The sequence below is a fragment of the Nocardioides soli genome (genome assembly GCF_014191495.1).
GTDB lineage: Bacteria > Actinomycetota > Actinomycetes > Propionibacteriales > Nocardioidaceae > Nocardioides > Nocardioides soli.
Genome location: NZ_JACHWR010000013.1, coordinates 1 through 26,564 on the forward strand (window position 1 = coordinate 1; position 26,564 = coordinate 26,564).

24 protein-coding genes and 1 pseudogene are annotated in these 26,564 nt (G+C 68.5%); 13 read left to right on the forward strand and 12 right to left on the reverse strand.

Translation table 11 applies throughout. The annotated features are described in order from the left end of the window. The coding region (locus FHU40_RS26800; RefSeq protein WP_183595574.1) for a 5-methylcytosine restriction system specificity protein McrC at positions 1 to 1,245 on the forward strand (1,245 nt) is incomplete at its 5' end. A 196-nt stretch (positions 1,246 to 1,441) separates the two neighbouring features. Here FHU40_RS26800 and FHU40_RS26805 read toward each other — a convergent pair. From FHU40_RS26805 to FHU40_RS26845, 9 genes are all read right to left on the reverse strand, one after another. Further along, on the reverse strand, positions 1,442 to 1,903 hold the full coding sequence (locus FHU40_RS26805; protein ID WP_183595575.1) for a hypothetical protein: 462 nt from the start codon (positions 1,901 to 1,903) through the stop codon (positions 1,442 to 1,444). Positions 1,904 to 1,981: 78 nt separating this feature from the next. Further along, positions 1,982 to 3,229, reverse strand: a complete 1,248-nt coding sequence (locus FHU40_RS26810) for an IS256 family transposase (protein WP_183591284.1) — start codon at positions 3,227 to 3,229, stop codon at positions 1,982 to 1,984. Between the two features lie 278 nt (positions 3,230 to 3,507). Continuing rightward, complete coding sequence (locus FHU40_RS26815; RefSeq protein WP_183595576.1) at positions 3,508 to 4,164, reverse strand: hypothetical protein; 657 nt, start codon at positions 4,162 to 4,164, stop codon at positions 3,508 to 3,510. Positions 4,165 to 4,455: 291 nt separating this feature from the next. Then, positions 4,456 to 5,532: an anthranilate phosphoribosyltransferase gene (trpD, locus tag FHU40_RS26820; protein WP_183595577.1), complete on the reverse strand. Its 1,077-nt coding sequence runs from the start codon at positions 5,530 to 5,532 to the stop codon at positions 4,456 to 4,458. A gap of 302 nt (positions 5,533 to 5,834) precedes the next feature. Further along, on the reverse strand, positions 5,835 to 6,482 hold the full coding sequence (locus FHU40_RS26825) for an HAD-IA family hydrolase (RefSeq protein WP_221200351.1): 648 nt from the start codon (positions 6,480 to 6,482) through the stop codon (positions 5,835 to 5,837). 200 nt (positions 6,483 to 6,682) lie between these two features. Further along, complete coding sequence (locus FHU40_RS26830; protein WP_183595578.1) at positions 6,683 to 7,678, reverse strand: phosphotransferase; 996 nt, start codon at positions 7,676 to 7,678, stop codon at positions 6,683 to 6,685. Positions 7,679 to 7,787: 109 nt separating this feature from the next. Beyond that, positions 7,788 to 9,377 carry a pPIWI-associating nuclease domain-containing protein gene (locus FHU40_RS26835; protein ID WP_183595579.1) on the reverse strand — a complete coding sequence of 530 codons (1,590 nt, stop codon included), beginning with the start codon at positions 9,375 to 9,377 and terminating at the stop codon, positions 7,788 to 7,790. Positions 9,378 to 9,677: 300 nt separating this feature from the next. Next, positions 9,678 to 10,814 (reverse strand): hypothetical protein, encoded by a 1,137-nt coding sequence (locus FHU40_RS26840; RefSeq protein WP_183595580.1) that lies wholly within the window; start codon positions 10,812 to 10,814, stop codon positions 9,678 to 9,680. A 302-nt stretch (positions 10,815 to 11,116) separates the two neighbouring features. After that, positions 11,117 to 11,548 carry an HIT family protein gene (locus tag FHU40_RS26845; RefSeq protein WP_183595581.1) on the reverse strand — a complete coding sequence of 144 codons (432 nt, stop codon included), beginning with the start codon at positions 11,546 to 11,548 and terminating at the stop codon, positions 11,117 to 11,119. A 256-nt stretch (positions 11,549 to 11,804) separates the two neighbouring features. Here FHU40_RS26845 and FHU40_RS26850 point away from each other — a divergent pair, with 256 nt between their 5' ends. After that, entirely contained in the window at positions 11,805 to 12,332 is a 528-nt protein-coding gene (locus FHU40_RS26850; protein WP_183595582.1) for a DUF402 domain-containing protein, read from the forward strand. Between the two features lie 118 nt (positions 12,333 to 12,450). Then, positions 12,451 to 12,801: a hypothetical protein gene (locus FHU40_RS26855; protein WP_183595583.1), complete on the forward strand. Its 351-nt coding sequence runs from the start codon at positions 12,451 to 12,453 to the stop codon at positions 12,799 to 12,801. Between the two features lie 92 nt (positions 12,802 to 12,893). Here the strand turns inward: FHU40_RS26855 and FHU40_RS26860 are convergent, their stop codons facing one another. The 3 genes from FHU40_RS26860 to FHU40_RS26870 all read right to left on the reverse strand — a co-directional run bounded on the left by FHU40_RS26860 (position 12,894) and on the right by FHU40_RS26870 (position 14,994). After that, a complete protein-coding gene (locus FHU40_RS26860; RefSeq protein WP_183595584.1) occupies positions 12,894 to 13,352 on the reverse strand; it encodes a hypothetical protein in 459 nt (152 codons plus the stop codon). Between the two features lie 92 nt (positions 13,353 to 13,444). Continuing rightward, entirely contained in the window at positions 13,445 to 14,362 is a 918-nt protein-coding gene (locus FHU40_RS26865; protein WP_246391611.1) for a tyrosine-type recombinase/integrase, read from the reverse strand. 146 nt (positions 14,363 to 14,508) lie between these two features. Continuing rightward, positions 14,509 to 14,994, reverse strand: coding sequence for an HIT domain-containing protein (locus tag FHU40_RS26870; protein ID WP_183595585.1), 486 nt, complete (start codon positions 14,992 to 14,994; stop codon positions 14,509 to 14,511). A 1,599-nt stretch (positions 14,995 to 16,593) separates the two neighbouring features. Between FHU40_RS26870 and FHU40_RS26875 the strand changes: the two genes are divergently transcribed. From FHU40_RS26875 to FHU40_RS26920, 10 genes and pseudogenes are all read left to right on the forward strand, one after another. Next, the gene (locus FHU40_RS26875; protein ID WP_179530404.1) at positions 16,594 to 17,547 is read left to right on the forward strand and encodes a hypothetical protein; all 954 of its coding nucleotides are present in this window, start codon (positions 16,594 to 16,596) and stop codon (positions 17,545 to 17,547) included. A 61-nt stretch (positions 17,548 to 17,608) separates the two neighbouring features. Further along, the gene (locus FHU40_RS26880) at positions 17,609 to 17,830 is read left to right on the forward strand and encodes a hypothetical protein (protein WP_179530405.1); all 222 of its coding nucleotides are present in this window, start codon (positions 17,609 to 17,611) and stop codon (positions 17,828 to 17,830) included. After that, complete coding sequence (locus tag FHU40_RS26885; RefSeq protein WP_183595586.1) at positions 17,827 to 18,690, forward strand: CpaE/TadZ family protein; 864 nt, start codon at positions 17,827 to 17,829, stop codon at positions 18,688 to 18,690. The genes FHU40_RS26880 and FHU40_RS26885 overlap by 4 nt, the downstream gene beginning before the upstream one ends. 47 nt (positions 18,691 to 18,737) lie before the next feature. Next, positions 18,738 to 19,022: a hypothetical protein gene (locus tag FHU40_RS26890; RefSeq protein ID WP_246056794.1), complete on the forward strand. Its 285-nt coding sequence runs from the start codon at positions 18,738 to 18,740 to the stop codon at positions 19,020 to 19,022. 74 nt (positions 19,023 to 19,096) lie between these two features. Further along, positions 19,097 to 19,888, forward strand: a complete 792-nt coding sequence (locus FHU40_RS26895; protein ID WP_183595587.1) for a hypothetical protein — start codon at positions 19,097 to 19,099, stop codon at positions 19,886 to 19,888. Beyond that, positions 19,888 to 20,661: a hypothetical protein gene (locus tag FHU40_RS26900; protein WP_183595588.1), complete on the forward strand. Its 774-nt coding sequence runs from the start codon at positions 19,888 to 19,890 to the stop codon at positions 20,659 to 20,661. Before FHU40_RS26895 ends, FHU40_RS26900 begins: the two co-directional genes overlap by 1 nt. Beyond that, positions 20,658 to 22,652 carry a type IV secretion system protein gene (locus tag FHU40_RS29815; RefSeq protein WP_183595589.1) on the forward strand — a complete coding sequence of 665 codons (1,995 nt, stop codon included), beginning with the start codon at positions 20,658 to 20,660 and terminating at the stop codon, positions 22,650 to 22,652. Before FHU40_RS26900 ends, FHU40_RS29815 begins: the two co-directional genes overlap by 4 nt. 72 nt (positions 22,653 to 22,724) lie before the next feature. Beyond that, a complete protein-coding gene (locus tag FHU40_RS26910) occupies positions 22,725 to 24,230 on the forward strand; it encodes an SCO6880 family protein (protein WP_183595590.1) in 1,506 nt (501 codons plus the stop codon). Then, positions 24,230 to 25,777, forward strand: coding sequence for an ATP-binding protein (locus FHU40_RS26915; RefSeq protein ID WP_183595591.1), 1,548 nt, complete (start codon positions 24,230 to 24,232; stop codon positions 25,775 to 25,777). Before FHU40_RS26910 ends, FHU40_RS26915 begins: the two co-directional genes overlap by 1 nt. Before the next feature lie 29 nt (positions 25,778 to 25,806). Continuing rightward, positions 25,807 to 26,564, forward strand: a pseudogene (locus FHU40_RS26920) (hypothetical protein); the annotation flags it as partial.

The window sequence follows — 26,564 nt, forward strand, 5'->3', positions numbered from 1 at the left end:
GGCGCGGTCGCCGCGCTGAGCGGGATCTCCGAAGGCGAGGTCCTGATCCAGCTGCGACAGCTCAATGACCGTGTCAAGACGCTGCTCGGGTACGAGAACGACCCGATCACGACCACAAGCGGCGGGACGTGGAAGGCGGACGGCGTCGCCGGCCTGCTCCGCCTCAACTCCAGCGTGGAACTGGAGGTGGTGCCCAAATTCCTTGACCCGTCGACGAGCGGGTGGCGTAGCGACTTCTTCCTGCTCGCGGTGCTCGTCCGAACCGGCCACCTGCTGGTCCACGACGAAATCTCCGCCGGCACACAGGACCGCGGCGACCTCGCGACTCTGATCGCCAGGTCCTTGCTCAACCTCCATTCCGAGAATGAGCGCCGACCGATCCGCTCCTACCGCCGATCGACCAGTTCCGACTTCGCCATCGACGGCGATGTCGAGTGGGAGACCCTCGTCCTGCCGGACCCGGACGGGTTCGAGGTATCTCGACTTGAACTGACTCGTCGCAATCCCTACAACGCGACGTTGGCGGCGGCCGTCGCAACTCTGATCCCAGCAGTTGCGGACGCGGATACCCAGGCGCAGCTCAGACTGCTCGGCCGACAGTTGGCACCCCAGTCGAACCCGCCGGCCGTGTTCGCGCCACTTCCGGTCCGCCACCGCGGCTGGCAGCAGGCCTACGACCTGGCCCGACTCGTGGTCGAGGGATTGGGTCTCAATCTCGACGGCGGCTCGTTCACAGGACCCGGATTTTTGCTGTCGACCTGGTCGGCCTGGCAGTCGCTTTGTGAGGAGGTCGTGCGCCGGGCACTTCCGGACCACAAGGTCGTTGGGCAGATGAGATGGGTCCTCGGCCACCGTGGCACGCAACCGGTCTACGCCACACCCGACATCACCCCACTGACCGGGTCGCTCGCCCCGCTTCTCCTTGACGCCAAGTACAAGACCCGCGTCGGTCGGACACCCAGCATCAGCGCATCAGACGTGTACGAGTCGTTGGCGTTCCTCCGCGCATCCGGCGCGGCAACCATGAACCTTCTCTACCCCGCCCTAAGCGCACCCGAGCAACTGCCGCTGGGGGAGTGGAAGCCGTTCGACGAGATCAAGGTCGACGATCTGACGATCACGGGCTACGAAGTCCAGGTCCAAGGCCTCGCCCGAGCCGGCGGATTCGATCAACTGGTTGCCGGTGCACGGGCCGCGCTACAGCCACGCCTCCCGACAGTTGCGGATGCCACCCAGCGCGCTTGAACCCCGCCCAACGCCGGCCGCCACCTCGTAGCGGCTGACGGGGCAGCCGCGGTCGCCGCGCGCGGCGCACCTGCGGCCTCCGCGACAGAGAGAGCCCCAGGCGTCTCGGGTCACCTGGGGCTCTGGCTCCAAGTAGAGCACGCCCGCGCGAGGCCGCGCAGGAGAACAGAAACTTGCCGAGAGGACGACGCGCGGGTCAGGGAGCCTTGCTGGATAGACCCTGCTCGATCGACTTAGCCATGACGCCATTGAAGGTCCGCTTCAACTCGAGCGCCTTCTCTATGGCGGTCTTTCCTGTGTCGCCGAGGACTTCCAACTCTTCCGGGGTCCACCGCTGATGACGCCTTACGGCCTCCTTGACGGTCTGATCCATCGCTGAGTTCCTGTAGGCGCGGCCCAGCGCCTCAAAGTCCTTCGCAACGCGGGAGGATGCCTGAGCGGCGGCCTCCTTCGCGGCGTCCGCGAGTGGTGGAGCGGCTGAGGTCACTGTTGGCGTGCCACCACTTGTGCCGCCACCGGTTGCCGCTCTCAGCGCGAACGCCGTGACCCCGACACCGGCGACCGTCAAGGCTGTGCGGTGCTCCTTGGCCCAGCCTCGGAGGCGATCCCATGTCGTCTGGTCGGGACCGTTCTCGGCGATGTCATCGCGCTCGCTCACGGGTCCAGTCTGCACTGCCTCTGGCCCACGCGGTCAAGTCCCAGGTAGTGGTGTATCGCCTGTGATCCTTCGTAGGGGTTAGGCGCTGAGTTCGAGGACGGGGTCGGTGCTCACCTCCGTCGTCGTGTCGGTCACTGGAGCGAGTCGGCAGCGGGCGAGGACTTCGAGGCCGAGGTAGCGGCGGCCTTCGGCCCATTCGTCGGTCTGTTCGGCCAGCACGGCCCCGACGAGGCGAACGATGGCCTGCCGGTTGGGGAAGATGCCCACGGCGTCGGTGCGGCGCCGGATCTCCTTGTTCAGCCGCTCGGAGGGGTTGTTGGACCAGATCTGGGTCCAGACGTCCTTGGGGAAGGCGGTGAAGGCCAGGATGTCGGCGCGGGCGGCGTCGAGGTGCTCGGCCACCGCCGGCAGCTTGGCGGCCACGTAGTCCAGCAGCCGGTCGAACTGGGCGTGCACCGCGGCGGCGTCGGGCTGGTCGTAGACCGAGTGCAGCATCGCCTTGACCGCCGGCCACATCGACTTCGGGGTCACGCTCATGAGGTTGGCGGCGTAGTGGGTGCGGCAGCGCTGCCAGGTGGCGCCGGGAAGGTTGGCCGCGATGGCCTCGACGAGGCCGGCGTGCGCGTCTGAGGTCACGAGCCGGACCCCAGCCAGGCCGCGGGCCACGAGGTCGGCGAAGAACTCGTTCCACGCCGCCCCGGTCTCGGCCGTGGCCACCCGCATGCCCAGGACCTCGCGGTGCCCGTCACCGTTGACACCGGTCGCGATCAGGACCACGGCGTTGATGACCCGCCCGCCCTCGCGCACCTTCATGGTCAGGGCGTCGGCGGCGACGAACGTGAAGGGTCCGGCCTCGTCGAGGGGCCGGTGGCGGAAGGCCTCGACCTGCTCGTCCAGGTCGGCGGCCATCCGGGACACCTGCGACTTCGACAGGCTGTTGATGCCCAGCTGCTTGACGAGCTTGTCCATCCGGCGGGTGCTCACCCCGGCCAGATAACAGTCCGCCACCACCGTGATCAGCGCCGACTCGGCCCGCTTGCGCCGCTCGAGCAGCCACTCGGGGAAGTACGTCCCGGTGCGCAGCTTGGGGATCGCGACGTCGATCGTGCCGACCCGGGTGTCCAGGTCGCGGTGCCGGTAGCCGTTGCGCTGCGCGGTCCGGTCCGGGCTGCGTTGGCCCCACTCGGCACCGACCACCGCGTCGGCGTCGGCGGACAGCAGCGCGTTGATCACCGTCTGCAGCAGGTTGCGCATGAGGTCCGGGGAGGCTTCCGCCAGGGCCTCGCCAAGCAGGCCGGCAGGGTCGACAATGTGAGGTGCGGTCACCGTGATGCTCCGTTCGAGAGTGCTGTGAAGGGTTCACTCGAAGATCACGCGGTGGCCGCTCCACGTCTACTACGACGAGGCCGGCAACCGCGTTACACCATCATCGGGGACTCAACTGCCCACGCCGAGAGGTGCCCCCGCTGAGCTTTGAGTCGAAGATCGAATCGACTGCGTAGCCACCTCCCCATCTCGCCAAAGGAGAGATGTTGAGATGCAGTGAAGGTTGATCGGCCGACCGCGGGGAAGTTCTAACGGACCAGACCTCGATGTCTTTCCCGTCAGAGTGCGTGCCGGTTGTCGGCTGGACTGTCGGGTGCCACCGAGTCGCGTGCTGAGCCTGGTTCTCGACGAGCGCGGCGATACGCGGTGTGGGCCGCTCGACAGAGGTCGCAGCGGCATCCGCGACCGTATGCGGCGACCGTGCCGCACGGGCGGAGGCTCGGCTTCTTCGCCTCGTACAACCGGTCCAACGTCGCTTGCTTGGCCTCGGGCGACTTGGCCTCCCATGTCCGCCTCCATGAGTCGCTCCGCTTCGCGAGGGCCTCTGGCGTAAAGGCACGGTCTCGGAGGGCGGTCATGTCGACGCCGGCGGTTCCGTCCGCCTTCCCCTTGGCGCCGGCACGAGTGACGCGGTACTTCCCGTGTCCCTGCTTGTGCGCCTCGTGGAGTGCGGTCTTGTCTTGTGCTGCGGCCCGTTGCCTCGAGGCCTCGCTGAGGTCAGCGTCGGCTACGGACTCCTTCACCTTCAGCCCACAGATGTCCCGCATCGTGAACTTGTCGATGCCGTGTTTGAGCGCGACGTGGTTGAGCGGCAACTTCCAGGGTCCGCGGCCGCAGATAGGGCACATCTGATGACGCAGGAGTTCGCGCGCGTCGCCCGCGGAGACGCCCCACGATTCGGGGTCGGGGATCGCGTCTTCTCCGGACTTGGGCACGCCGTGACGCTACCGCTGACTGAGGGAAGGTCAATGGCCGTTACGTGGATACGGGGGGATCAACCGCGCGCAGCGGCAGCATGACGCGCGCCCCGTGAAAGCCGACGGGTTGACGAAATCAGACAAGGCAACCTTGTCGTGGGCAAAGTCAGAGTTCGCTGCATCTCGACACCTGTCGAGATGTAACGGAGATGGCCGAGCTCCCCGCGGGGAACTCTGACCAAACGGTCGCGCTTGGCGGGGCCTGTCAATGTCGGTTCACGCGGATCGCGGCTACGGTCGACCGGTCCCCTACCAGTCGTCGTCCCGTGCGACCAGACAGCGGAGGACCTTACCCGCGGCTCCGCTGTCGATGGCCTCTGCGCATCGAGGCAGAGCCTCGCCGATCTGTTCCTCCAGCGGGTCTTCGGTCAACGTCATTGTCGCCGCGACAGCGGCGGCGTTGAGGAGAACCACGTCACGGATCGGACCCATTTGACCCGCAAGGAGCGCGTGAAATGCCGCCGCGTTCTCGGCCGCGGTCCCGCCTCGGATGTCACCTGACTCTGCACGAGGGAGGCTGAGCACGGCTGGATCCAGCTCGACTGTCGAGACCCGGCCTTCTCGTACGACCCACACGTCGGAGCTCTCTGTCGTGGTGAGCTTGTCGAGGCCGTCCCGGCCACGTACGACCAGGCCGGTGTGCCCGCGGTCCGCCAGCACCTCTGCAATGAGTGGTGCTACCCGGCGGTCGGCTGCTCCGATCACTCTGTGGTGCGGGTTAGCCGGATTGATCAGTGGACCGAGGGTGTTGAAGACGGTCGGGATCCCAAGGCCGCGACGAGCGTCGATGGCGTGCCGCAGTCCGGGGTTGAAGTGCGGCGCGTAGAGGAACGTGACGCCGGCTTTCGCGGCTGTCGCGGCGGCGGCGCTGGCCTTGTTGTCCAGCGGGATGCCGAGATGCTCGGCCAGGTCCGCGGCGCCAGAGGTCAGCGATGAGGCCGACCGGCCACCGTGCTTTACCACGGTGATGCCCGCCGCGGCGGCGACGATCGCGGCCATCGTTGAGACGTTGATCGCGCCGGTGCCGTCGCCCCCGGTGCCTGCGATATCGACTGTCGGTCCGGGGATAATCACTGGCGTCGCCGACTCATGGAGAGCATCGACGAACCCGCTGATCTCCGCGGAGGTCTCACCCTTGGCGCGGAGGGCGACCAGGAACCCGGCGATCTGCGTTGTGGTGGCCTCGCCCCGCACGATCTGCCGCATAGCCCAGTGCGCCGTCGCACGATTGAGGTGACCGCCTCGGAGGAGTTCGTCCAGGAGATCAGGCCACGTTTTCGAGCTGGGGGGTTCGGGGAGATGGCGGTGCGGTGCGGTGAACGACATTGACTGCCCTCAGGGTGTGGGCCTCGTCGACACCGCTCGCATAACGCAACAGCCGCCTCGTCGAGGCGGCCGGATAGAAGAATCGATCAGATGGACGCCGCCTGGCTAGGCGCGCCACCAGTTGATCGATCGACAAAGCACAGCGACAGATTACACACGCTCACGCGCTCTCCGCATGCCCCAGGGCTCCGCCTCGTCGCGCCGCCTCGTCGCGCCGCCTCGTCGCGCCGCCTCGTCGCGCCGCCTCGTCGCGCCGGTTCGTCGCGCCGGTTCGTCGCTGCGCAGGGCGACGCAGTGGGCGGCTACGCCATGGCCGAGCTGTCGAGGATCGTTACCGCCGCTGCTGCGACCGACTGCACGACGAGATCTGGCTGAAAGGATGTCGCGTCGGATCCGTCGCTGTCGATCCAGGCGGTCTGTAACCCGACCCCTGCGCCTCCCGCGACATCGAACTCGAGACTGTCGCCGATCATCCATCCATCGAGTGGACAGCCGAGCCGCTCAGCAAGGGCATGGAAGATCACGGGGGATGGCTTGCGGGCGCCGACCACGTCCGAGATCACCCAGCCGTCGACCAAAGTGTCGAGGCCGGTGCGACGAATCTTGCCCTCTTGATTGTCGGCCATGCCGTTCGTGACGATGCCGAGCGTCCAACCCGCAGCGCGAAGCTCGGCGAGCGCGCGACGGTCGTCGTCATTGACCGTGACCAGGGACGGCATCTCGGTGCGGTAACGACGCCACACCTCGTCTGCGCTCGTCGGGAGCCTGAGACGGTCGACCAGTCGAGCGAAGACCTCGTCCTTGGGGTGACGCTCGGTGAGGGCAGTTGTGACCACATCGACCTCGTGGGTGGGAAGGCCCCACCCACGGACGAAGCCATGAGCCCACGCGCGCGCTGCCGACGCCTGGTCGACGAGCGTCCCATCCAGGTCGAGCGCGATCAGCGGCACGAACCGGATCCTAATCGGGGCCGCTGCAAGAGCCGCGACACCGTACGCCCCCGAATGTCTATTCGCTGAGTAGATCTTGACCTTGACAGCGAGTTGTCAAGATTCGCGGTATCTCGACAAGAGAGGTGTCGAGATACCGCGAGGATTGACGGACCGCACGCGACGCACTTGGCCGAAACCGGCTCTGATGGCGGCCGTGGTCAAAGTTGTCGGTTCGTCAGGTCGGCCAGGTGGCTCAGCGCCGACGGTCCCCATCCGGTGGGGTCGCCGCCGGGAGGGACCAGCGCGAGGGCGTGCCAGAGCACGAGGGCATCCCACCAGCCGGCCTCGACGGGAGTGAGTTGACGTGCGCATTGGTAGCCGGACAGGAACTCCGCGCGGACCTCGCCGGAGACGGGTCCCCAGTTCCGGAAGCGCGTGCCGAGCATGACCGCTGACCGGGCCAGCTCGACGACGCGGTGGTCGAACCCGGCTTCCTCGAAGTCGAGGATCGCGGCGACCTCGGCCCCGGCGTACAGGATATTGGCGGAGCGGAAGTCGCCGTGGACAAGCTGCATCGGTAGGCGGTTGGGTGGTGCGCCGACAACCAGCCGGCGCAGGGTGTCGCGAGCTGTCGCGGGTAGGTGCTCGGCGCCGGAGTCGAGCCAGCTGGTGATCCGGGCCGTCAGCGGCTCAGACGGGCGTTCGAGCGCAGCGACGCGGTCGTTGTCGGGGTATGCCGCCAACGCGTCGTGCAGCTCGGCCAAGACCGCTCCGGCCGCTCGCACCTGGCGCTGATCGGCGGTGTCGAGTAGGTCGCCCCGGATCTCGTGCTGGAGGCCCATCGAGACTCCGTCGACCTCGACCTGGAGGCGCCCATCCGTGGCCGGAACCGGGGCTGATACCGGCAGGCCGCGGTCATCCAGCCAGCGCGTGAGCCGCGCCATTTCCGACAGCTGCTGGAAACGGCGAGGCACGACCGACCACTTCGCGAGCATGCGCCCGGACGGCGTACGAACCCAGGCCAAGGCGTTGTGGTCGCTCATCACGATCCGATCGCAGGACTGGATCCGTACACCCCAGTGCTCGTTCAGCATGGCGGCTACCCAGCGAGTCGCTGACTCGCCATCGCTGAAGCCGAACCTTCTGTCGAGCGCCTCATCGGGGTCGTGCGCCTCCCACAACATCTCCAGCGCCGGGGCGTGCGACTCGACCACGGGTCGTATCCCATCACAGGTGAACGGGGATGGCGGTGGCTCGGCGCGGGAACCTGCTCGGCTCAATGCGCGGGACGTACCTAGTGTCGAAGTCGAAGTAGTCCGCCGCTCAGCCGTCGCCGGGTTCGTAAAGCAGTTGGGTGAAGGTCGCCTCGACTGAGACCAGCCAGGTGCGGACGAGACCGACGGTGCCGTTGGAGGCGTGCTTGCCGCCCTGAAGGCTCTCGGTCAGGTACGCCACCGATGCGGCGATGGCCTTGGCCTGCGCGGCGATGAGCTTGGTCTCGCCGGGGTGGCGCTCGTGGAGCGCGGCCGCGATGCGGCCGGCACGGGTGGGGTGGCGCTCGCCGTTCTTCTCGTGCACGGAGTTCTTCGGGAGGCGCCCTGCGGCGAAGAGCCGCAGGACGAGGTCGGACGGCGCGAGAGCGCGGAGGGTCCGGTCGATGGCTTCCTGGACGGCGTGCGACGCCATCGAGGTCGCGGCGGGGCCGTCCTGCTCGACTTGTGCCCAGGCGCCGCGGAGCAGGTCAGGGACGTGCGGGTCGAGCGCGCCGAGACGGGAGAACAGCAAGCCGCGCAACGCTTCGGGGCCGTTGAGCCACGGTTCGACGATCTCGGCCTCGAACAGCTCGCCGGCTTCGTCCTCGATGGTGCCGTCTGCGACCAGGAGGTCGGCAGCGGCGATGCCGGCGACGCTCCTGCTGGCCCGGACAGCGAAGGTGAGCTCGTCGAGGTCGGGTGCGACCGACATTCCGGCGAGGAACGACCGGAGCTCGCGGGTCGGGCGGGCGCTGACCGTCGGGGCGAGGACCGAGGCCTTGTTGAGTTCGGCATAGCGGCCTACGACCCGGGCGGTAGCCGTGTTCGCGGCGACGATGTCGCGCAGGAGCGACGCGCCGGTCTCAGGGACGACCATCGTGCCGATGAGGGAGCGGGCGGTCGCCTCGGACAGCAGGGACTGCCGCCAAGACGCGACCATCTTGTCGCTGCCGATGAGGTCGGCGATGCCGCTGGTGGCGACGAGCTGCTGCATAGCCAGGGAGCGGGTGCGGGCGATCTCGGTGCCGGCGAGCCCGTTGAAGATGCTACGGACGGCCTCGGACTGCCCGAGCGCGGCCTGGAAACCGGAGACGTCGACCTTCGGGCCGAGGTCCTTGGCGAACGCTGCCAGGGTGGAGGACGCGGTCAGACCGAGATCCGCGGCCCTGAACCCCTTCAGCGACTCGCCCACGGTCGCCGCGAGGGTGCTCCTGGCAATGCCGAGGCCCTCGGTATCAGCCATGAGCTTCCCGATGACCGAGGTGACCGAGTCCGACGCCCTCAGACCGGACGCCAAGGAGAACGCAGCGCGGTCTGCGGTGGACCGTCCGAGTACCTCCGCGAATCCGCTCAGCGCGTTCGTCCGCGCCAAGGCGTTGCTCTCCAAGATGGACTTGTACGCGCTGCCGGCGACGAGGTCGCTCAGCGTCTTGGTCTGCGCAAGCGCACCGCTCGCGAGGATGGACTTGTAGGCACTGCCGGCGACGAGTTCGCTGATGCGCCTGGTGGTCTCGCCGATCTGCGGTGCAACCGCCGGCTGGACGAGTTCGCCGAGCCGTTCCCGTGAGCCCTCGGTGATGGCCAGGGCACGGGCCGCAGCTGCGGCGACCTCGGCGGCCTCGTCGGCGGTGAGGTCGTCGAGCGTGTCCAGATCGAGCACCGGGGTGCCCCCGTCGGTCGTGTCCTGGGCACTCTCGTCCCCGGGCACGGCTATGCCCGCGTCCTGGTCGTCACTTTCGGCGGTCACGCTGCTCCTCCCTTGTCCCGCCCATTCTCCCAGGCACTCCCGACAAGCCCGAGGACTTCTCCGTCGCGCGCCGAGCCGTCGTCGTCTGGCGGTTCCCGGCCCGACATCGTGCGGGCGAGCTGCCGGTCGGTGGCCCAGCGTTCCCGGGCGCGTCGGAGGCATGAAGGGCGGTAGCCGCCTCACGTCGGAAGGCGGGCCTGGACAGTCGTTCACTCAGCCATCGACGACGCGACCGCTGCTGCGGTTGGCGTGGTCGATGTCGAGGATCTGGAAGCGGTCGCGGAAACCGATGCCAGCCTCGCGTCTGACTTGGCCGCCTCCGGGTGGCGTGGTCAGCGGGAAGCGCATCCCGAGCGGCGCGTGAGCGTCGATGTTCTTGGGCCTCGGGCCGCCGACCGGGTAGCCGGGGAACGGTGGCGGCAACTGGTACTCACGGAGGTCGTCGCGGTCTTTGAAGTGCTCCACGGCCGCGACATGAAATAGCGCTCCGTGCGCCATGGCGAGCATGTAGGCCTCGGCGAGCAGTGCCGACGGCTTGAGGCGGAGTTGGGTGACCTCCAGGCCTTGACGGTGCCCATCGACCTTGGGGCCGCGAGCGAGGAGCTCGAGGACGGGCTGGTCGAAGATGTCGATCGCGTCGGGTCCGGTGAGTGCGCTGAGTGGAACCGAGCCGTCCGCGTTAGGTGGTGTCGTCAGGAAAGTGACCCGCATGTCGGACCTGGCCCGGACGGCGAGGCCATGCTTGACCTTGTTGTGACCTGCTTGGAGGTCGATCTCGGCCGGGCTGAGCAGCCGTGCCGCGTAGCCGAGCCACTCGACGAGGACGTTGCAGGCATCGACGATCTCGGGGCTGCCGCGAGCAGTCTCGAGTCTTCCGGGTTCAACCAGCGCGCGGAGCATCCGCTCGCCCGGGTCCGCCTCCTGGGCACTTGCATTCAGGCGCTCGATGACCTCTGCGATCTGTGTCGGTCCCGCGGCGATCTCCGCCCACAGACACCTCACGCCGGCGCCCATCGAAGGGGCAAGACGGGCGCACGCAAGCCGCAAGAGGGCTTCGGCGGCGTGGTGGCGGACCGCGAGTGCGTCGGCGGCCACCTGCGCATGCACGTCAAGGTCCTTGAACGGTCCGTCGGCGGCGGGGCGTTGCAGGTACTGGTTGAACTCGGCGCGGATGCTGCCGGGCTCAGGCTCCGGCAGGGGGACGTCCGACATGGGTGCGCCCTCGTGCCATGTCAGCAGCGAGGCAATGCGCGAGCTGAAGTGTTGGAAGGGGTCCGAAGCGAGGAACGTGTCATCGAGCTCGCGAGCCTGTTCTTCGGTGAGGTCCTGCCCATCGGGCGGCGGGTACATGATCGAACCGTAGGCCCATCCCTTCTGGGAGGGCTCGCTTCTGTGACGTGGCGCCACAGGTGACAAGCGTGCCGCTCGGACGAACCCCAATGTCTACCCCTTAGGTAGATCTTGACATTGACAGCGACTTGTCAAAGTTCGCTGCATCTCGACATGTCGAGATGCAGCGAACTTTTCCAAACAGGCTTGATGATCTTTTCAACACTGCGTCACTCGACATTGGTCGTGACGATGAACGCTGCCGAGACTGAGCCGGGGGAGGCCCTCTAGGAGGACGGCGCCGTTTACCGGATCTGCCGAGATCAGTGCATGGCTGCTGATAGCGCTTCATGCGGATCAACGGGAACCGTCATGCCGGACCGCTCGACCGGCCAGGTGGTGAATCCATCGCCCTGCCAGCGAGGCACCACGTGCAGGTGCAGGTGATGCACGGACTGTTCTGATCCGGGTCCACTGGCGTTCAGGACGTTGACCCCGGTCGCTCCGAGTGCCGCCGTCATGGCCCGACTGATTCGCCCCACGAGGCTCATGGCGGTTGCGAGATCGTTCTCGCTGGCGTCCTGCACCCCCACCACGTGAGACCTCGTTACTACAAGCGTGTGGCCGGGAGCCAAGGCGCTCTCGGGCAGAGTGAAGAAGGCAGCCGCGTGCTCTTCGCGGGCCACCCACTTAGCTGGCGCGTCGCCCCGCACGATGTTGCAGAAGACGCATGGCTCCGGTGACATGCCGCCCATGCTGTCAGTCGATTCAGACCGGTGGCGAACGTCCGCTTCTATGGCTTCGCGCGCTCGTGCCGATGCGCGGCGCCTTGGGCGGTGTCGTGGTTGAGGTGACCTTAGGGTCGTGATCGTGGATGGACGTCGGCCCTCAGGCAGCCCCCCATATTGGTCACCTGGCACTCACGTGATGTGGCGGGAGGGCAGTGGGCCTCTGGGCACCGGCGCCCCCGTGACGGACACACGAGTCCCGCATTTCGCGTACCCCGTCACCGTGGTGCGTGACGCTGCCGACGGCCTCGTGTCATGGCTGCCCTGCACAACACCGGTTCTTCGGGCAGCCAGGGCCGATGGTCGTGGCAAGCGGGACGACGCCGACACGATGTTCACGACAGATCTCGTCCAGCAGCGTGGAACGCATGCCCTCTTTGACCAACTCCGCATCGCTCCGACTGGACGCCCGTGGTCCGTGTGGGTCTTCTTCGCCGAGGGCTCAGGTGAGTTCGCGGGCTGGTACGTGAACCTCGAAGCGCCGCACGTCCGGGATCAACGAACTGTCTTCACCAGCGACCACGTGCTCGACCTCTTCGTCGATCCTGACGGCTCCGTCGTGCGCAAGGACGAGGACGAACTTGCGCTTGCCGTGGCGCAGGGTGTGTTCAACGAAGAAGAGGCGGGCGCGATCCAAAGAAGTGCAAGAGCCGTGGAACAACTGGTGGCCGACTGGGGATCGCCGTTCTGCGACGGATGGGAGACATTCCGACCTGATCCCGAGTGGACGGTTCCGCGGCTGTTTGGATAGTCCCGCGGGACAGTAGGCATCCCATCTGTGGCGCGAATGGAGCAAACGCGCCTAACTGCCGCGTCCGGTCGTGCCGATGAGCGTGCACCTTGTCCGTGCGAGCAACTACCGTCCATCCATGCCCATCGTCGAGGTCATCTACGACCCTCAGATCTCGGCTGAACGATTGCGAGCCATCGCCGCTGTCCTCCCGCATGCCGTGTCTATCGCCGTCGAGTGTCCCGAAGAGCCGTACGACGGCACGCTTCAGCCGGGTGACGTGGAGATTCGCTTTCGTCCACGAGGGTCCTTCGATTCCGGCGGGTTGGCCGTTGTGGTCGAGGTGCGCTCGAAGTGGTTCGCCAGCCGTGCCGAGACACGGCAAGAGCGGTGCGAGCGGCTCTGTGACGCGGTGGTTACAGCCGCCGAGACGAACGAAGTTGGGGTTTACCTCTCCTTGCCAGTCGCCGCTTGGGCACAGGGCGACTAGCAGATACCCATCCTCTTCTGCCGCCTGGCGTGCGCGTCAGCGCGCGCTCATCTGCCGCCTGGCGTGCGCGTCAGCGCGCGCTCATCTGCCGCCTAGCGAAGTTCTGCGCCGCGGGCAGACGACAGCACGGCTTCGACGACTTCACGTGACCCATCTGCGGCCAGGGCCAGTGGCGCCACGAGGACGTAGCCACTCCAATGGATGCCACCCCCTGGGTCCCGACGGACTTCGCCTGGCTCGACGATCGCATCGAAGTTTTCCGACGGTAGAAGAGATACACCGACGCCGAAGTCCTCACCACACGTTGTTGAGTCCTCGGGACCCCACCGCTCGATCACATACGGGCACCCGTCGGTGTCTTTCCGCTCCCAATCATCGGGGACGTCCACTCGCACGCCTCGGTACTCGATGGTCTGCCAACCGTCCCGATCAGCATCACCGATGGACTCGGACTCGTGGGTCCCGTTGTTCCCAGCGCGGATGAGGACGACAGCCACGATCAGGAGGACCGCGGCGGCACCTAGCCACAGTCGAGGAGACGTCCTGCTCACCCCTCCATATTGCCTCCGTCTCGAAAGGGTCGCCAGCATGAGTTGGTCTCGATCTAGCCCGGCACCAAACGTCCGCTTCTGCCGCAGTGCGGTTACGTGCCGGAGGCCATGAACGCGGCAAGGATGTAGTTGGGGTGGCGGTCCAGGTTCTTGCGGGCTCTGTCGTAGCGCATGGTGGTGCGTGGGTCTGCGTGGCGAGCTGCGATCTGGGCGTCGCGTAGCGGTACGCCGGCGTCGAGCATGGTGGTGACGTAGGTGTGGCGCAGCATGTGTGGGTGCATGCGCGGGAGCTGTACGCCGGCCTGTTCCGCGAGACGTCGTAGGCGTCGGGTGGCTGCGTGGCGATCCATTCGTGTTCCGGCGCGGTTGAGCAGGATGGGGCCTGTCTCTCGGCTGTCGATCGCCCGGTCGATGGCGCGGCCCACCGCAGGTGGTAGCGGTGTGAGTGCGACCTTGTCACCTTTGCCGTGGACTCGCAGGACGCGGTGTCCATGGCTCTCGGCGAGGTTCTCGACGTTGGCGCCGCAGGCTTCGAAAATGCGCAGACCGAGGAGACCGAGCATTGCCACGAGGGCGAAGTCGTTGGGGTTGGCGGAGTCGCGTGCGCGGGTGAGCATTGCTTCGAACTGGAGGTGTCCGAGTCCCAGGGTCGGTGACTCTGCTGGGACGGGTGGGCGGCGGACGTAGTCGGCTGGTGAGTGCTGGAGGATGCCGTCGATGACGCAGGTTCGGTAGAAGACGACGAGGACCGAGAGTCGCCGCGACACTGTCGATGGGGCGTAGTGCTGTACCTCTTGCATCCAGCGCACGTACAGCTCGACTTGGGCTCGGGTCATGCCGAGTGGTTGTTGTCCGCGCTCCTTGCACCAGCCGAAGTAGGCGCGGAGGTCGGAGAGGACGTGCTCGCGGGAGCGACCCTTGTAGCGAGCGAGATGCGCAGCGGTCGCGAGCCGCAACAACGTGTCGTCAGGAGCAATGGGCAGAGTGGCTGCTTCGTAGATGTCCATCATTCGAATGCGCCACCGGATGGCCAGCTGCGCAACGTCACTCACCCATCCGCGCTGCTCGCGGCAGATAAGCGCGCGCTGACGCGCACGCTAGGCGGCAGAAGCGCGCGCGCTGACGCGCACGCTTGGCGGCAGATCCGGACGTTTGGCTAGACCGTGACGACGTCGGCGAGACCTCGCAATTCGGCCACGATGCGCTCGCGCAACTCGTCATGGCGGGAGGCAAGAGCGACGTCATCCGCGTAGAACTCTTCCGCGTCGTAGAGCCAGACGGGGTGTCCGATCCGGTTCGGCGGTTCCCACTCGTACCGGGGGAACAGGTGGGCATGTAGGTAGGCGTCAGTGTTGCCTAGGATCTCGTAGTTCATTCGGCGAAACCCCGACTGAGTGGCACGGCATGCCTGTTCAACGGCCTGTCCGAGGGTGTCCATGCTGTCGAGGAACTCCAGTCGCTGCTGCTTCGGCAAGTCCGTAAGTCGGTTGATCTGGGGGTCGTCGACGAGAAGTACGCAGTAACCGGGTAGGAACTGCGTGTCGCCGATGACGGCGTACGAGAGCGGCATCCTAGCCAGTACGGTGGGGTTGGTTCCGGCCCGGGCGGAGGCGATGCGGTCACTCTTCCAGTCGTCTGTCACAGGCGTGAGCCTTGCACGACGGACGGACACATCCGCTCGCGGCATGTCCGACGCACGAGCCGCGGCAGAAGAGCGCGTTTGGCGTGGCCAGCACACCGGGCACCCACCAGAGGTGAACAAGTGGACTACCGCGCCCCTGTGGCTGAAGTTGCTATGCGTCGCTGGCATCCCGTGGTGCATTGCATGGGTGGTGATGGGCGTCCCATACCTCGTCGAGGCGGGTGCTGGTCTCCCTCGCATCTGGCTGGGGATGCTCGGCCTCACGCCCTGGTTGTTCCTGCTGCTCCGCAAGCCTCAGACTCCGCGCTGACCCTGACCCCGCTAGGCGGCAGAAGCGGTCGTCGGCGTGTCGCTCAGTGGTCGAGGAGACGACCAGTCCCAACTTCGACCCACTGGCCGACGCCCTCCTCAGGGCAGGCTGCTTCAGCGGCGTCTCGGGTCGCCCAAGCGTCCGCAGGGGCGTGCCGACCATGGAGCACCGCGTCGGCGTTCACGTCCTGCTCTACACGCCCGTCGGCATACCGAGCGTCGTAGCGAAGCACTCGCCTTCGACGACCGAGAATGTTCCTTCGCCAAGAGGCCGCGGCCCGCAGGGCGGAGGGCAATTCAGACGCCGACACGTCTCGATTCTATCGCTGTCAAGACATCCGCTCGTCGGCACGAGCGCGCCTCGTCGCGGCAGAAGCGGGCGCTTGGCCCTAAGGGCTTGAGTGGACGTGCGGTTTGAGAGACTCCCTCTCGCCGACATGGCGACGCATCGGATGCCGGATCGAGGGGGCAGGTGAAAGAGCAGATCCCCGAGGCCCATCGGACCCTGGGAATCAGAGTCTTCTTGTCCAGTCTTGCCGTGGGCGGCCTCGTCCTCCAGGTCCTGACCCTTCAAGGTCCGGCGCGAGTAGTCAGCGCCGTTAGCGCGACCATCTGCGTTGTCTCAGCGATCTTGTGTGGGCGAGCCTTGTATCGCGCTGCCATGCGGGACGAGAGGGCCGCGACTGAGGACCGAGGCCAGAGCGACAGCATTAAGGGGCCACCCATGCGCCGAATTGGGCTGGCGTCCATTGCCGGGGCAGTCGGCGCCTCCAGCCTCGCGGCTGTCCTGGCGCCAACGCTCTTGATGCCCATCGTGGCTTTTCTCATGCTTGTGCCGGTCGCCTACGTCGACGCTGGGGTCAGGGACCCGCTGAACCCACGAGTCCGGTAGGTCGCCCCCGGCCACGCTGGCGGACCGCCGCTCAGCCTCGCCCGTCGATGCATCCGCTCCTCGGCAGATCCGGTAAACGGCGCCGTCCTCCTAGAGGGCCTCCCCCGGCTCAGTCTCGGCAGCGTTCATCGTCACGACCAATGTCGAGTGACGCAGTGTTGAAAAGATCATCAAGCCTGTTTGGAAAAGTTCGCTGCATCTCGACACGACAAGTGGCCCGCGCAAGGGGGTAGCCGAAAAACTTTCTCAACTTTCGGGGGGACGCCCTCTGACCTGCGAAAACGCGCGTCCCCCCTCTGCGTCCCCCCTCCAAATCAGGGGTTTGGGGGGACGGATACGGGGACGCCCGCTCGCGACCTTTCTGCCGTGCACAGCCGCGGACGAAAGGAGCGAGTGCGATGAGTGTGGGAGACCAGCTCGGCCTCGACGACAACAGCGAACTGCTCGACCAGGCGCGCCAGAAGTGGCCGGCCTGGGTGGCCGCGGATCCGCGGCTTGGAGTCGTCGAACGGTTCGACGACCTGCGGGCCTGGCTGCCCTCGGTGGACAGCGCGGCCTCTGACGAGGTCCTCCTGGCGCTGGCCATGCTGGCGGCCCCCGATGGCGGTGACGACATCGCCGCGGCTGCGGCGCTCGCCAAGTGCCTGCTGCCCGGCGCGTGCCGGCTCGCGGGCTGGCTGAGCACCCTGCCTCCCCGCGAGGTCTTCCGCGACAGCCAACCTGTCGCCGCCGGATCCTGGTCGGCCGTCGAGCGGATCGACGAGCTCGTGGCCTCCCAGCTGTGGATCGAGGTCCGGACCTTCAAATGGCGTCGACTGCGCAAGGTCGCCGCCAACATCCTGATCAACACCAGGGTCGGTGTCCTCCGCGAGGTCGGCGACTTCTTCCACGTCTCCCGCGCCGACCGCACCTGGGCGAACACCACCCTCGTGGAGTCCTTCTCCTCGGGCGACCTGACAGACGGCGACGCCAGCGCGTGGAGCGCAGCGGCGATGCCGACCGAGCGCGTTGCCGGCGCCCTGTTCCACCGCCCCGAGATCCTCGCCGACGCCGGCCCGGAGCATGAGGAGCCCTCGGCCACCGAGGAGCTGCTGGAGCTGCTGGCGTGGGCGTGCGAGAACCAGGTCATCAGCCCGGCCGACCGCTACCTGCTGCTGTGCCTGGTCGACGAGGCCGACCGGGTCGAGACCCGAAACCTCGCCCGCGGCTACGGCGGCCTGCTCAGCAACGAGGTGTCCAGCCGAGTCGCGCCCCGCGTCGGGGTGTCCGAGGCAACCGTCCGTCGCCACGGCTCGCGCAGCATGCGCGCCCTCGCCGCGGCCGCCCCGAGGAAGTTCGGCCATGACGAATGAGCGCAACCGTGATCGCTCCCACCGCCCCACGACACATAGGCGGCTGGAGGTGGTGAAGCCCATGACAAACACCAAGGACGACGGCGAGAGCCGGACGCCGCAGCAGATCGCCGAGCTGTTCGCGATCGCCGGCCGCGAGGTCGAGGCGATCGAGCAGCTCACCGGCTGTGTGGCCCAGCTGCACGAGGTCCAGGCCGCCAAGGCCCAGCTGGCCAGCCTGACCCCGGCTGAGGTCCGTGCCGCGCTCGAGTTCCGCCGCGGCGGTATCGGGGAGGCCCAGTGAGCACCCAGGTCACGGCCCCGGCCTCGAGCCGCCCGGTCGGCGTCGACGAGCTCAAGCGGGCCTGGGACGCGGTGAACGCCGGCGAGTTCCGCACCGGCCCCGGTGCCGGCAAGGGACCCCGCGGCCGCGGCACCGTCGCCGCCGACAACTGGTCACTCGCTGCGGGGGAGCACACCATCGCCGTCATCGGATGCGCCGGCTCGGTGGGAGCCAGCACCGTCGCCCTCGCCACCGGCCTGGCCGCCGCCGCCCCGGTCCGGGTCATCGAGTGCTGCTCGGTCACCGCCTCCGGTCTCGCCGCGGCGAGCACCGCCGAGCTCGGCTTGCACCCGACCGACTGGCGTCAGGGCAAGCGCGACCACGTCCTGCTCGAGCGGGCCAGCGAGGTCCTCGCCGGCGTCGACGAGGTTCCGCTCCCGGTCGACGCCGAGCACGAGACCCAGCTGACCATCCTCGACGTCGGCTGGGAGGCCGGCCAGCTCCTGGCCACCGACTGCTGGCTCGCCGAGGCCGTCCGCACCGCCGACCAGGTCGTCCTGGTCACCACCGCCACCGTCCCCGGGATGCGCCGCGCCTCGGTCGCGCTCGAGCTGCTGGCCAACCACTGGCAGCCCGAGCAGATCACCCTCGCCGTGCGCGGGCCGCGCCGCAAGAAGTGGCCCCGAGGCCTCGAGCACGCCGGCGGCCCCGCCGTACGACGCGCCCTGGACGCGGACCGGTGCGTGGAGATCCCCGAGGACCGCGAGCTGGCGGTCAACGGCCTGGACTCCCGACCCGTCCCGACCCCCCTGATCTCGGCAGCACGTCAGCTGCTCGAGCCCGCACACCTGCCCACCAACAACACCAGCGAAAGCGCCTGACCCGCCCGAGGTCAGCAACCCAGAAAGGAAGTCCACCCATGGACGTCATGACCGCAACCGCAACCACCGTGATGGCTGTCTGCCCGAAGGCGCCCCCGGGTGCTGTCGGCCCCACCAACGAGATCACCAGCTACGTGCTGTGGGGCGTCATCGTCCTGTTCGGTCTCGGCATCATCATCGCGATCGGCGCGATCATCGCCGGCCGAGTGTTCTCGCTGCCGCACGCCTCCAAGGTCGGCGTCATCTCGGTGGTGGTCGTTTTCGCCTGCGCGATCGCCTACCTGGTGCTGCCCGGCATGCTCAACGGCATCCTCGGCAAGGGCTGCATCTGATGCGGCGCGCAGCCACGAAGAAGGCAGAAGGCACCAGCGAGTGGAGCCGTCGCCGCCTCCTCGGGATTCTGGTCATGGCCGTCGTCGTGGCTGCGCTCCTGATCGGGGGCCTCGTCTACGGAAGCTACCTCGCCCTCGCCGGCATCGGCGACGACGCCACCGCGGCCCCCGGTGTGGCGACCGGTGAGTCCGACCACTCGACAGTTGCCCAGGGTGCTGCTCACCGCGACGACATCGCGGCCGAGCCGATGCTGACCGTGCCAGAGAGCGCCGCCTTCCCGGCCGAGACCACCAGCGCCAAGGCACCGGAGATCAAGATCCCGGCCGGCGCCGGCGTCAACGGACCCGCGTTCGTGATGACCGGGTTCCCGCAGACCCCCGAGGGCGCGATCGGCCAGCTCGCCCAGATCGACCTCGCGGTGCTGCAGTCGATGAGCCTGACCACCGCCGAGGAGGTCTACAACGCCTGGGCCCTGCCCGGCGGGGTCCGCGCCGAGGACTGGTGGATCACCGCCAGCGTCCGAGCCTTCCTCTCCAGCACCGGCATGGGCGAGGTCAAGGACCCCAGCGCCTCGGTCTCCCTGGAGCCGGCCGCCGCACTCGTGAAGGGCACCGACGGTCCGGACTGGACCACCGTCTGCGTGCTCATGAAGGTCACCGCCTCCTACAAGCAGGAAGCGCAGATCGCCTTCGCCCACTGCGAGCGCATGCAGTGGGTCGGCGGCCGCTGGATGGTCGCCCCCGGCGCACCGCCCGCCCCCGCTCCCGCTACTTGGCCCGGCACCCAACTGGCACATGAGGCCGGTTGGCGCACCTGGTCGACCGACGCCACCACTGACCCTGACCACATCGAACGGGACCACTGATGAAGAACCTGACGACCGGCAACGACGACTCGCGCGCGACCCTCGTGCGCATCGGCATCTTGGTGGCGATCGCGACCATGGTGGCCACTGTCGTCTGGCTCGGTGCCCAAAGCCGAGGCGACGACGCCGGCACCTCCGGCACGTCCGGCGGGGACAGCTCGAGCCAGACGGTCAAGAACACCTCGGTCGAGCAGGTCGCACCGGACACCGCGCCCGCCGACGGCGTCGTGATCCCGACCGGCACCGACCAGGTCGACGGCCACCCGACCGGGTTCCCGGCCACCGACCTCGGCGCCGTGGCGCTGCAGGTCGAGGTGGCCAAGGCCCAGGTCGGATTCGACTACGACCAGGCCGTCACCGTCGCTGACCTCTACGCCGACCCCGATGACAAGGCCGTCTTCGAGGAGCGCGCCCGCGCCGCGGTCGAGTTGCGCCGCAAGCAGGCCGGCGTCGCCAAGGACGGCGACGTGCCCGCCCCCGCGTCATACGCCCTCACCCCGGTCGCCTACACCCTCGAGCAGCTCGACACCGGCTACTACGCGGTCAACCTGCTCAGCTACGTCACGCTCACCACCGCCGACGGCAAGGTCCACGACAGCCTCTACGCCGGCACCCAGCTGATGCAGTGGCTCGACGGTGACTGGCGCCTGGTCCAGGGCAGTGAAGCCGACATCCAGCACCTGGTCTCGGAGGGCCAGCCCCAGGCGGTGGCCCCCGGCACCCCCGAGTTCGAGAAGGCCGGCTGGATCCGGATTAACGGAGCGCCCCAGTGACCACGACCGCCATCGCACCCCGGGCTCTCCGACTGGGAATCGCCGCGCTGGCGGTCCTGGTCCTCACCACGCTCCTCGGAGCTGCTATCACCCTGCAGACGCCCACCGCGGCCGCGGCCGAGCCGGTGACCAGCACGGCCAACGCCACCGCCCTCGCCGTCGGCCAGCTGCCGGCCCGCGGCAACGTGAAGATGGGCTGCACCGGGCCCGACGCACTGTGCGATCTCGGCGGCGATGCACTCGACTGCGCCAGCGACCCGATCGACTGCGGCAAAGACGCCGCCGGCGACGTGAAGGACGGCGCCGGCAACCTGCTCGACGGCGCCGGGAACGCCCTGGACGGCGCAGCAGGGCTGCTGCCTGACGGCTGCGGGATCCTCGACGCGATCTGCGGCGGAGACCTGCCTGGGTTGCCCGGGCTTCCGGGACTGCCTGGCGTTCCCGGCCTCCCGGGAATCCCCGGTCTGCCGAACGTCGGTGACCTCTTCGGTGGCGGCATCCCCGGCGTAGGCGACATCCCCAACCCGTTCGAGGCCATCGGCGACGTCATCGCCAAGGCCGCGGCGGACGCCTGGACCGCAGCCATGCTCGCGGTCTGGAACTCCGGCCTGTTCGTGCTGCGCATCGTGCTCACGTTCAGCGAGCTGTTCTTGACCCCCGACCTGCGTGCCGACGGACCCGGTAAGGACGTCTACGCCTTCACGCTCTGGCTCGCCCTCTCCCTGGTGGTCATCTTGGCGATGATCCAGCTGGGGGCCGCGGCCTTCAAGCGGGAAGGGAAGGGCCTCGCCCGGGCGTTCATCGGAGCCGGCCAGTTCGTCGTCATCAACGCGTGCTGGTTCGGCTATGCCGTCACCCTGATCGCTGCCTGTGGTGCGATCACCCGGGCGTTGATGAAGTCGCTGCTCAAGGTCCAGACCTGGCCCGACTGGGACCCCCTGGGCGGCCTCGGCGTCGACGACATCACCGACGCCGGCGTAGCCACCGCGCTTGCCTTCCTTGGGATCTTCCTGTGGCTGGCCGCCATCGGCCACCTCCTGGTCTACCTGGCTCGCGCGGCTTCGCTCCTGGTGCTCACCGCCACCGGCCCGCTCGCGGCCGCCGGCCTGGTCTCGGACTTCACCCGGTCCTGGTTCTGGAAGAGCCTGCGGTGGCTGCACGCCGCGGCGTTCACCCCGGTCCTGATGATCATGGTGCTCGGCATCGGCGTGCAGTTCGCCAACGGCGTCGCGGCCCATCTGGCCGAGGACACCGCCAAGACCTTCGGCACCGCGCTGCCGGCCGTGATGACGATCCTGATCAGCGTCGTGGCCCCGCTGTCGCTGTTCAAGCTCCTCGCCTTCGTCGACCCCGGCACCCCCAGCGGCGCATCGTTCCGCCAGGGCATGGCCATCCAGGGCGGCCTCCAGGGCCTGCTCGGCGGCGGTGGTGGCGGCGGCTCGTCGGCCGCGTCGACCACCGACGGCAACGGCCGCTCCTCGGGTGAGCAGAGCGCCGAGGCGTCGACCGGCGACCGGTTCAACAAGTCCACCCAGGGCTTCCTTGGCAGCTTCGGCGGCGTCGGCCAGGCGCTCGCAGCCGGGATGGGGATGATCAACTCCGCCGGCGCGAAGGCGACCTCCCTGATGTCGGACGAGACCAACCAGGCCGGCGTCGGACAGAGCACCTACGGCCCCGACTTCAGCGGCATGGGCGTCCGGCAGTCCGGCGGCCAGTCCGGCGGCCAGGGCGGGAGCCAGCCGGATCCGCAGGGTGGCGACCAGGGCGACGGTGACTCCTCGATGCCGACCCCGCCCACGCCTCCAGCGCCGCCCACCCCGCCGACGCTGCCCACCGGCGGCGGACCCGGCGGCGGCTCCGGCGGCGGCCAGGGCGGCGGGGGAGCGGGCGCAGCCCCCAAGACCCCGGCAGCAGGCGGCGGCGGGGGAGCGGCCGGCGGTGCCGGCGGTGCCGGCGCAGCAGCTGGCGGCATCCCACCGGTGGCGGTGTAGCCAGATGCGCCCCCACCTCGAGCACCAACCGACCACACCCGCCGACCTCACTGACCAGAAAGGAAGCCGACGATGACGACCTACGCCGACTACCAGCGCGACCGCGTCGGCTGGTTCTTCGGCCTCTCCGGAGGCCAGCTGATGTTCCTGGCGCTGGCCAGCCTGCCGGCGTTCTGGGGGATCAGCCGCGGAGCGTGGTTCTCCGCGTTCCTGTTCGCTCTGGTCTGGCTGTTCCTGCTGGCCATCACCGTCATCCCGGTCCGGGGCCGCTCGGCCACCGGCTGGGTGTTCGCCTCGACGATGTACGCCGTCGGCGGCCTGCTCGGATGGACCTCCTTCCGCGCCAAGGCCACCCAGGGTCGCGCCGAGGACCTCGACACCCCCGACCTACCCGGGGTCCTGCAGGGCGTCCAGATCCACGACGGCCCGCCGCACGGCTCGCAGCTGCAGCGGGTGGCGATCATCGAGAACCACGCCATGAAGACTTGGGCGGTCACCGCCTCGATCGTCCACCCGGGCATCGGGATGAAGGACGTCGAGGAGCGTGCCCGGTACGGCGAGGCGCTCGCCGGGCTGCTCGACGTCGCCGGCCGCACCGAGAAGGTCGACGAGATCCTCTTTATGGTGCGCACCGTCCCCGAGGACGGCGCCGAGCGCGACCTGTGGGTCAACCGTCACCGCCGCCCCAACGCCCCGGAGCTGTCAGAGGTCGTCAACAGCGACCTGGCCCACGGCCTCACTCAGGCGTCGGTACGCACCGAGACGTTCGTGACCATCGTCGTCCCGGAGACCCGGATCGCCCGGTCGGCCAAGGAGTCCGGAGGCGGCTTCGAGGGTCGCTGCCGTGAGCTCTACCTGCTCATGGCCGAGATCGAGGCCCAGCTGCGCGGCCCGATGGGGATGACGACGGTGCGCTGGCTCACCAGCCCCGAGCTCGCCCTGGCCTGCCGGACCGGGTTCGCCCCCGGCGACCGCGCCGGCATCGTCGAGGCCCTCTCGCTGCGGGAGAAGGACCCGAGCGTCAACGCCGACGTCCCGTGGGCGATGGCAGGCCCGTCCGGCGCCGACGCGACGGTGCGGCACTACAGCCACGACGCCTGGAACTCGGTCAGCGCCACCATCAAGCTCCCCGCCCGCGGCGTCGCGATGGGTGCCCTGGCGCCGATCCTGACCCCCAGCGAGTTCGGGGAGCGGCGCTCGTTCGTCGTCGCCTACCCGATCGTGTGCCAGTCCAAGGCCGACCGGCAGTCCGGCAACGCCGAGTGGGCCGCCGACCTGGCCGAGGGGATGAACGAGAAGCTCGGCCGCAAGACCCGCGCCAAGCAGCGCGACGAGGCCCACAAGGCGCGCGGGCTCGACGCCAAGCTGGCCCGCGGCAACTCGCTGACCCGGCCCTACGGCGTGTGCACGGTGACCGTCCCCAAGACGATGAGGATCACCGAGTTCGGTCGCCGCCTAGACGCCTCGGTCCGGCGTGCCGGGTTCGCGCCGCTGCGCCTCGACCTCGCCCAGGACGTCGGGTTCGCCGCGTCCACCATCCCCCTTGGCACGAGCCTGACCCGGAGCGGAGACGCCTGATGACCACCACCACCCGCCGCAACCGCCGCAACCGCCGCGGCGGCCGCGACATGGCCGCCCTGCTCTCCGACTTCGGGCACGACCTGCCCACGATCCCCACGCTCGCCCCGGAGCCCAAGGAGCCCCGGCTCTTCCGGTACGCGCCGCGCCGCGGTGCCGCTCGACCCGGCCGAGGCTGGGCCGCCTCCACCGCCCCGGCAATGGCCTGGCGGATGACCAGCGACCAGGCCCCGGTGTTCTGGCCCTTCGTCTCCGCGCCGGCCCTACCCCCGACCGGCGCGCAGATGGGCGTCGACCAGCTCTCCGGCGGCAGCTTCTACTGCGACCCGTTCGGGTGGGTGCTGCGCGACGACGTGCCCGCCACCAACCCCAACATCTTCCAGTTCGCCAAGCCGGGAAGCGGCAAGTCCGGCACCACCAAGGGCTTCTGCACCCGGATGATGCCGTTCGGCTACCGCACCCTGGTCACCGGAGACGTCAAGGACGAGTACGAGTCGCTGTGCCACGCTCTCGGCGTCGAGCCCTTCGTCATCGCTCCCGGCTTCACTGCCCGGGTCAACCCGCTGGACAAGGGCCCGCTCGGCGACGGCTGGGAGAAGCTCTCGGTCGAGGAAGCCCAGCGTCGCGCCACGATCATCTTCAAGCGGTGGCTGGTCTTGGTCCGCGGCCTGGTCGGCAGCATGAAGATCGACGACGAGCGCCGGGTGCCGTTCGGCCCCGACGAGTCCGACGTCGTGCGCAACGCCCTGGCGATCCTCACCGGCTACGCCGCCGGCAACAGCGTCCTGGCCGAGACCACCATCCCGCGGCTGTGGGACCTGCTGCGCAACCCCACCGAGGAGCTCGTCCGGGTGTGCGAGTACGCGAACACCCGCGTCTTCCTCGACGAGACCCGCCTGCTGCGCAACGCGCTCGGTGAGCTCGTCACCGGCACGCTGGCCGGTCTCTTCGACGACTTCACCAACATCGAGGTCGACTGGAAGGCGCCGATCCAGTCGTTCAGCCTCTCCCGGCTCGACGGCCTGGGCGATGAGGCCGTGGGCATCGCGCTGCTGTGCATGAACTCCTGGGGCCGTGGGCTGAGGGAGATCGCCGAGCCCGGCGACCTGCGCATCGTCGTGCGCGACGAGGTCTGGAAGCAGATGCGCCTCGGAACCGCCGCGGTGGCGAGCTTCGACGCCGACCTGCGGCTCTCGCGCGGCATGGCCGGCAAGGGCGGCGACATCCAGTTCTGCAACCTCCACAAGCCCTCGGACCTGCTCTCGGTCGGCGACGCCGACTCCCAGGCCGCGATGATCGCCAAGGACCTCCTCGAGCTGGCCGACATCAAGATCCTCGGTGCCCAGAAGCCCCGTGTCGCCCGCGAGCTCGACTCCATGCTCGGTCTCGGCCCGATCGCTCAGGACCTCGTCTCCGGGTGGGCCATGCAGGACAAGGGCCGCGCGCTGTGGTGCATCGGTGACGCCATGTACAAGGTCCAGACGGTGCTCCACCCGCTGGAGAAGAAGCTCTACTACACCAACGAGGCGATCGAGTCCGCCGCCTGAGTGCGCGCGACCCTCGGGACTGACCTGTCATGAAGAAGCTGCTGCTCGCGGGACTGCCCGTCCTGATCATCTTCATGGGGCTTCCGCTCCTCGTCAGCTTGATGGTGGTGATGAGCACCACCGCGGCCGCCGAGTGCCGCACGCAGACCAACCAGACCGGACCCACCGAGCTCGGTGACCTCGGTGCCATCGACGGCCCGGTGGGCGGCCCGGTCAAGGGCAAGATCACCATGGCGCAGGCCAACATCCCGCGCCGCTCCGGCCTCGACGGGTTCCGGGCCTCGATGCCCAAGGTGCTGTCCAAGAACCCGGAGTTCGTCACCCTCAACGAGGCCGGCGGCTGGAGCCTGGCGCAGATCGAAGCAGCTGCTCCCGGCTACTCCGCCTTCCGGGTGGAGGCAGCCGCCGGCACCGGCGCCGGTGCCGAGCAGGCCATGGGCAACATCGTGCTCTGGAAGAGCTCGACCTGGACGAAGGTCAACGGCGGCCGGGTCCAGCTCGTCGACGACGACAAGACCTTCTACGACGGCCGCCCCGTCACCTGGGACCGCTTCGCGACGTGGGTGATGCTGCGCCGCGCCGACGGCGCCGTGGTCTCGGTGGTCTCCACCCACCACATGACCAACCCGCACCGCTGGCCCAAGCAGCACGGCAACCCGCCGCTGACCCGGCCTCAGCAGTACGGCGCCGGCATGGACATCCTGCTGCAGCTGCGCAACTCCCTGGCCGCCCACGGCCCGGTGCTGATCAGCGGCGACATGAACACCCAGGCCTCCTACACCGACAT